The sequence below is a fragment of the Streptomyces coryli genome (assembly GCF_011044975.1).
Lineage (GTDB): Bacteria > Actinomycetota > Actinomycetes > Streptomycetales > Streptomycetaceae > Streptomyces > Streptomyces coryli.
The window spans coordinates 1-4,360 of sequence record NZ_JAAKZV010000405.1; the positions used below are offsets into that span (position 1 = coordinate 1).

The window sequence follows — 4,360 nt, forward strand, 5'->3', positions numbered from 1 at the left end:
CCCCATGATCCGCGTACAGGCGCTCCCCGGCACGTCCCACGCCTCCGCCGTCCCCGCCGGCACCACGAACCCGAGCGTGTCGAACCCCCCGTCATGCAGCACCGGCCCCACCGAAGTGCGCAGCCGCATGATGTCGACAGCCTCCAGACCGTGCCGCGCGGGCACGGTCACCAGGTCACAGGGTGTCTCGGCGTCCGCACCACCCCGCCGTGCGGTCGCGGGGGCGGCTTTGTCCAGGCCGGTTTCCAGCAAGGGAAACCCCTCCTTGCGCAGTCAGCGACCCGCACAGCCGGCCAGCCGCCACCGCGGTGGGCGCGAGCTGCGCAGTCAGCGTCGAATCAGCCACGTCGTCCCTTTCAACATGAACAACGCACGGCCGCGTCAAGGGCTACGGCACAACACCGCTCCAAGGCATGGCACTTCATGGCATATCGGCGGTGAGATATCCAGTTTGTCAGCGATTTACCGGCAAACCCACCGTGTCCACCCCGTCACAACCAGTACGGTGCCACCGGGAATTACCGATACTGCACAGCACTTGCAAGGGGCACCGACGTGGCGACCGACGACGTGACGCCCAACGCCGCCTTCCGAAGGCTGCGAGGACACCGCTCACCAGGCGAGTTCGCCGCGGCCGTGCGCCGCGCGGGGCGGGAGATCGGGGAGCAGGTCTCCTGCGACGCCCGCTATATCCACCGCGTCGAGGCCGGAGTGATCCGCTGCCCCAACTACGCGTATGAGCGGGTGTTCCGGCACATGTTCCCCGGGTACTCGCTGACGGATCTCGGCTTCGCGACCCGGGAGTCCGTACGCGGGCGCGGGGCGCGCGCGGCGAGAAACACTCCCCCCGTTCTTCCCGCGAGCCCCACCGGCGCTCGGCCGTACGGGGCACCTGGCAACGACAGCACTACCGAGGAGAGCGACGTGCAACGTCGCGCGTTCATGACCGGCGGCTCGGCCGCCGTGGCCGCCCTGGCCGTAGGAGCCGCCGCCGTCCCCCAAGCCGCGGCGGCACCGACCGCGAAAGGCCGCCGCCCCGGCGCCACCGACGCCGCCGCCCTGGAGGAGGCCGTCCGCCGGATCCGCCTGCTCGACGACCGGCACGGCGCCGACGCCCTGTACGAGAAGGCCGGACACTCCCTGCGCGCCGCCTTCTCGCTGCTGGACGAGGGCGCCCGCAGCCGGCACGTCAACGACCGCCTGCACGCGGGCGCCGGCGAGCTCGCGATCTCCGTCGGCTGGCTCGCCCACGACTCCGGCCGCTTCGCCGAGGCCCGCTCGCACTATGCCGAAGCGCTGGCCACGGCCCGTATGGCCGCCGACCCGGCGCTCGAGGCGCACGCCTTCTGCAATACGGCCTTCCTGGCCCGCGACGCCGGGCGTCCGCATGAGGCGGTACGGGCCGCGCAGGCCGCGCAGCAGGCGGCCCGGCACCTGGGCTCCGCCCGGCTGCTGGCGCTGCTGGCGCTGCGGGAGGCGGGCGGCTGGGCCGGCGTCGGCGACCGGGCGGCCTGCCGGGAGGCGCTCGCCCGGGCGAAGGCGGACTTCGCCAAGGGGCCGGCGGACGCCGATCCGGAGTGGATGTCGTTCTTCAGCGAGGCCGAGCTGGCCGGCCTCGAGGCGCAGTGCTGGGCGATGCTCGGCGACCACACCAAGGCCGCCGCCCACACCCGCCGCGCCGTCGCACTGCAGGATCCGCACTTCACCCGCAACATCGCCCTCTACACCGCCCAGCTCGCCGCCGACCTGGCCGCGAGCGGCGCCGCCGACGAGGCGGCGGACGCGGGCACGCGGGTGGTCGGGCTGCTCGGCCAGGTCAAGTCGTCCCGGGTCCGCGCGATGCTCAAGTCCACCGCCCACGCCCTGCGCCCGCACGCCGCCAACGCTTCGGTGGCGGGCTTCCTGGAGCGGCATCAGGCGACAGCGCTCACTCCGCGTACCGCCTGAATTTCCCCGCACTCAACCCAGGCGCCGTGAACTGCGTCTCCTGCTGCCAAGACGGTGCGTTCGCACCCAGCTGTACGCCGTACAGTTGAAGATCGGGCCGAGCACGAACGGACGGTCCGGGGCGACAGGAGAACGCGATGACGGGGCCGGTGCCGGCGGCGCAGCCGCGGCGGAGGTGGTGGGCCGAGCTGCTGCTCATCGCAGCCGTGTACGCGCTCTATTCGGCCGGGCGGCTCCTCGCCACCGGCAGCGTGGCCCAGGCCCACGAGCACGGCGTCCGGATCCTCGACCTCGAAAAGGCGCTGTACCTGCACGCCGAGGAGCCCCTCAACCGCCTCTTCACCACCCACGCCGCGATCGGCGTCCCCGCCGACTTCGCGTACGCCACGCTGCACTACCTCGTCACCCCCGCCGTGCTGATCTGGATCTGGCGCCGCCGCCACGAGCACTACCGGCAGCTGCGCAGCTGGCTGATGGGCTCCACGCTGATCGGCCTCGTCGGCTTCGTCCTGCTGCCGACCGCGCCGCCGCGGCTGCTCAGCGATGAGCACGGCTTCGTGGACACCATGGCCCAGTACTCCTCGTACGGCTGGTGGGGCGGCGAGGCCAGCGCGCCGCGCGGGCTCGGCGGGCTGACGAACCAGTACGCGGCGATGCCGAGCCTGCATGTCGGCTGGGCGCTGTGGTGCGGCCTGGTGGTGTGGCGGCACGCGCGCTCGCGGACGGTGCGGGTGCTGGCACTGGCGTATCCGGCGATGACCGCGCTGGTGGTGATGGGCACCGCCAACCACTACCTGCTCGACGCGGTCGCGGGCGTGGCCGTCATGGGCGCCGGCTATCTGGCGGCCGGTCCGCTGGTACGGGCGGCGGACCTGGCGAAGGCGCAGGCGCGGATGGCGCTCGCGCCCCGGCGGGTGCCGGTGCGGCAGGGCTCCATCGTCGCGGCGAAGGGCGGGCCGGGAGTCGTGCCGACCGTGGTCGTCGGCGGCGGTGCGACGGACGGCGCCACGGGCACGGCCGGTGGCGGCGGTTCGGCGGGGGCCGCCGAAGTTGTCGGTGCGGGATGGAAGACTGCGGCGCGTGGAACGCACATCCCCAGACCGCGTACCCCCGCGGACGCTTCCGGCGCAGCAGGGCCCGCAGCAGAGCCCGTCGCTGGCGACGGCGGCAGCGCTCCGGCAGCAGCTCGCTGACCTGCGCGGCCCCGGCGTCCCGCCGCGCCCGCTCGACGCCCGCGCGCTGGCCGCCCTGGCCGCCAACCCCGGCTGCCGCCGACGCGCGCTGCTGGACGGCGCCGGCGTCGACAAGGCGGCGCTGGCGGAGGCGCTGGGCAGCCCGTCGTCGTTCGGCCAGTCGCAGTTCGCCTTCGCCCGCGGCAATTCCTTCGAAGCCCGGGTAAAGGCCGACGGCGGCGCGGAACTGCTGCGGCTGTACTGCACCCGCCTGGGCAACGGCGCGGAACCCCCCGCCGCGAACGAGGTGCGCACCCCCGACCTGACCGCGCCGGGCCCCGAGGGCCGCGCGGAGCGCACCCGGCAGGCACTGACGGCCGCGGCCGACGGCGGCTGGACCCTGCTCGACCACCCGCTGCTGCGGCTGGAGGTGGCCGGCTCACCGGTATTCCTCGAGCCGGACGCGATCGTGGTACCACCGGACGGCGCCTGGACAGTCGTAGAGATCAAGTCCTTCCCGATCCTGGACGGCGCGGCGGACGCTTCGAAGGTGGGCGCTGCAGCACGCCAGTCGGCGGTCTACGTACTGGCCCTGGAATCCCTCCCGGACGCGACGGTACGCAGCGACGTACTACTGGTCTGCCCGAAGGACTTCTCCAACCTCCCGGCGGCAGAGGCAATGGACGTACGCCCCCAACTGGCCGTCACCCGCCGCCAACTGGCCCGCCTGACGCACCTGGAAGCGATTGCGGCGGCCCTGCCGGAGAACGTGAACTTCGACCTCTCACGCCCGGCCGCGGAGCTGCTGGAGTCGGTCGCCGCGGTCGACGCGGCCTACGCCCCGGAGTGCCTGTCGTCCTGCGAACTGGCCTTCCACTGCCGCTCCCGCGCCCGACAGGCAGGCGAGGTCGTAGCCCTGGGCCGCTCGGTACGGGGCGAGCTGGGCTCGCTGCGCACGGTGGACCAAGTCCTGGCAGCAGCACGAGGTTCCGGCGACGGTGGCGACACATCGGCAGCAACGCAAGGCCCTGACGGCGGAGACCACGCACCGGCGGCAACGCAAGGCCCGGACAGCACAGACCAGGCGCCAGCGGCAACGCAAGGCCCCGAGGGCGCGGAAGGCGCCGGGCGGGGCCCGGGCGCGCCGGCGGCAGGCCAGAGCTCCGGCAGCGATGCACCCGACCGGCAGGCCCCCGGCCGGCAGGCCCCCGGCCGGCAGGCCCTCGGCGCTGTCCCACCCC

The 4,360-nt window shown here is 73.8% G+C and carries 3 protein-coding genes and 1 pseudogene; 3 read left to right on the top strand and 1 reads right to left on the bottom strand.

Annotated elements, in window-relative coordinates:
• Positions 1-252, bottom strand: a pseudogene (locus tag G5C51_RS40165) (hypothetical protein); the annotation flags it as partial.
• A gap of 303 nt (positions 253-555) precedes the next feature.
• Here G5C51_RS40165 and G5C51_RS40170 point away from each other — a divergent pair.
• From G5C51_RS40170 to G5C51_RS40180, 3 genes are all read left to right on the top strand, one after another.
• Positions 556-1,947, top strand: a complete 1,392-nt coding sequence (locus tag G5C51_RS40170) for an NsdA family TPR-like regulatory protein (protein ID WP_165245600.1) — start codon at positions 556-558, stop codon at positions 1,945-1,947.
• A 137-nt stretch (positions 1,948-2,084) separates the two neighbouring features.
• Positions 2,085-3,140, top strand: coding sequence for a phosphatase PAP2 family protein (locus tag G5C51_RS40175; RefSeq protein WP_165245602.1), 1,056 nt, complete (start codon positions 2,085-2,087; stop codon positions 3,138-3,140).
• The coding region (locus G5C51_RS40180) for a hypothetical protein (protein ID WP_240930258.1) at positions 3,103-4,360 on the top strand (1,258 nt) is incomplete at its 3' end. The genes G5C51_RS40175 and G5C51_RS40180, both read left to right, overlap by 38 nt.

Excerpts from the sequence above, each read along its gene's own strand:
- G5C51_RS40175 (WP_165245602.1), top strand. The coding sequence starts at position 2,085 with ATGACGGGGCCGGTGCCGGCGGCGCAGCCGCGGCGGAGGTGGTGGGCC.